This is a genomic window from Streptomyces phaeochromogenes, assembly GCF_001418655.1.
Lineage (GTDB): Bacteria > Actinomycetota > Actinomycetes > Streptomycetales > Streptomycetaceae > Streptomyces > Streptomyces phaeochromogenes.
Genome location: NZ_LIQZ01000231.1, coordinates 1 through 2,798, shown reverse-complemented (window position 1 = coordinate 2,798; position 2,798 = coordinate 1). Strand labels below are relative to the sequence as shown.

The 2,798-nt window shown below is 69.3% G+C and carries 1 protein-coding gene; it reads right to left on the bottom strand.

The features are described 5' to 3' along the window. On the bottom strand, nucleotides 1-2,798 hold a 2,798-nt coding region (locus tag AOK17_RS28930; protein WP_157881417.1), incomplete at both ends, for a type I polyketide synthase.

Genomic DNA, 2,798 nt, shown 5'->3' with positions numbered 1-2,798 from the left:
GGTGGCTCCGGAGGCGTGGAGGGTCACGCCTTGCCAGGCGAATGGCAGGTGGGCGGTGGGGGTTTGCGTGCCGTGGTCACGGTCGTCGTGCCGGTCGTCCTGGTCGTCGCCCTGACCGTGGTCCTGGCTGTGGTTGGCGCCGGCCAGAGCGTGCAGGGCGGCGTCGAACAGGGCCGGGTGCAGGCCGAAGTTCGTGGCCTGCTCGGCGCTCTGGGTGGGGAGTTCGACCTCGGCGAACACCTCATCGTCGCGGTACCAGATCGCGCGTACACCCTGGAAGGCAGAGCCGTAGTGGAGGCCCTGGCGGGCCAGGTGCGGGTAGAGGTCTTCGATGGGTATGGCGTGGGCTCCGGGCGGGGGCCATTGGGTGAGGTCGTCGGCCGGCGCTGTGGCTGTGGCTGTGGCTGTGGCTGTGGTGAGGGTTCCGGAGGCGTGGAGGGTCCAGGGTGCGGTGGGGTCCGGGTCGTTGTCGGGGCGGGCGTAGATCTCCAGGGCGGCACGGTCGGTGCCCGGGTCGCGCCGGACGATGACCTGGAGTGTGACCGCCGTGTCCGACGGCAGGACGAGGGGGGCCTCGTGGGTGAGTTCCTCCAAGGTGGGGAGGCCGACGGTGTCCCCGGCACGGACAGCGAGTTCTACAAAGCCGGTACCGGGGAAGAGGACGGCGTCGTGAACGGCGTGGTCGGCCAGCCAGGGATGACTGCGGGTGGACAGTCGGCTCGTGAGAACCGCGCCGGTCTCATCCGCGGCAACCACCCCCGCGCTCAGTAGCGGGTGTTCGGCGGTCTCCAGTCCTGCCTGCTCCACGTTCGCTGTGTCTTGTACCGCGTCGATCCAGTAGTGCTTGTGCTGGAAGGGGTAGGTGGGCAGGTCTATGGGGTGGGTGGGCTGGTTGTTGAAGAGGGCGGGCCAGGTGATGGGGATGCCTCGGGTGTGCAAGTCGCCCAGTGCGTGTAGGAGATGGGCGGCCTCGGGCCGGTCCCGGCGCAGGGCGGGGATCGCCTCCCCGTCCTGATCGGCGTCTGCGGACAGGGTCGCGAGGGCGGTCAGGGTGGCGTCGGGGCCGATCTCCAGGAACGTGGTCACGCCCTCAGTGCGCAGCGCCTGCATGCCATCGCCGAACCGGACCGCCTCACGTACGTGCCGTACCCAGTACTCGGGTGTGCACAGGTCCTTCGGGTCCGCGAGGCTGCCGGTCAGGTTGGATACCAGCGGAATGACGGGCGGGTGGAAGGTGACCTGCGCGGCGACCTCGCGGAAGGCGGCCAGCATGGGCTCCATGAGCGGGGAGTGGAAGGCGTGCGAAACCCGCAACCGCCGGGTGTGCTCGAAGCGGGCTGCGGCCTGCGTCACGGCACTCTCCTTGCCGGAGATGACCACCGCGTCCGGGCCGTTGACCGCTGCGATCGCCACCCGCTCCAAGCCCGCCAGGACGGTGGTGACCTCGTCTTCGGTAGCCCGCACCGCGACCATCGCGCCCCCGGCGGGCAGTGCACCCATCAGTCGGCCGCGTGCTGTCACCAGGGCGCACGCATCCGGGAGGGAGAACACCCCGGCCAGGTGTGCGGCGGCCAGTTCGCCGATGGAGTGTCCGGCAAGGTAGTCGGGCCGTACACCCCACGACTCCAGCAGCCGGCCCAGAGCCACCTCCAGCGCGAACAACGCCGGCTGCGCAAACTCCGTACCGTCCAGACGGCCGTGGCCTTCCGCCTCATCCTCCGGCCACATGACCTCCCGCACGGGTAGACCCAGTTCTTCGGCTACCTCGTCCAGGGCGCGGGCGAATACCGGGAAGGCGTCGCACAACTCCCTGCCCATGCCCAGGCGTTGGCTGCCTTGGCCGGAGCAGATGAATGCCAGCTTGCCTGGGCGGGCCACGCCTGTCTCGACCTCCGGCCCCGTCTCCCCCTCGGCGACCTTGCCCAGCCCATGAAGCAGTCCGGCACGGTCGGCGACGATGACCACTGCCCGGTGCTCCAGCGCGGCACGGGTGGTGGCCAGCGAGTAAGAGAGGTCGAGCAGACTCAGATCGGGCCGCTTTTCCAGGTGGGACAACAGATTCGCGGCTTGGCCGCGCAACGCCTCCTCGCTCTGACCCGAAATCAGGAATGGCGGCAGCAGTGTCTCCGCAACAGTCGCCGCGTCTCCCTCGGGGTCGGCTTGCGGTGAGACCGCCTGCTCTTCGTCCCCGCTCTGGGGGGCTTCTTCGAGGATGAGGTGGGCGTTGGTGCCGCTGATACCGAAGGCGGATACGCCCGCCCGGCGGGGGTGTCCGTTGCGTTGCCAGGGTTGGGCCTGGGTGAGCAGTTCCACTGCCCCGGTGGTCCAGTCGACGTGCGTGGACGGTTCGGTGACGTGCAGGGTTCGGGGCAGCACATCATGGTGCATGGCCATGACCATCTTGATGACGCCGGCCACTCCGGCCGCCGCCTGGGCATGCCCGATGTTCGACTTCAACGACCCCAGCCACAACGGCCGGTCCCCCGACCGGTCCTGCCCATAGGTGGCGATGAGGGCCTGGGCTTCGATCGGGTCGCCCAACGTGGTCCCCGTACCGTGCGCCTCCACCGCATCCACATCCGCTGTCGTCAGTCCTGCGTTGGTGAGTGCTTGGTGGATGACTTGTTGTTGGGCGGGGCCGTTGGGGGCGGTGAGGCCGTTGGAGGCGCCGTCCTGGTTGACTGCCGAGCCCCGGATGACGGCCAGGATCGGGTGGTTGTTGCGTCGGGCGTCGGAGAGCCGTTCCAGCACAAGCACGCCGACGCCTTCGGACCAGCCGGTGCCGTCGGCGTTCTCGG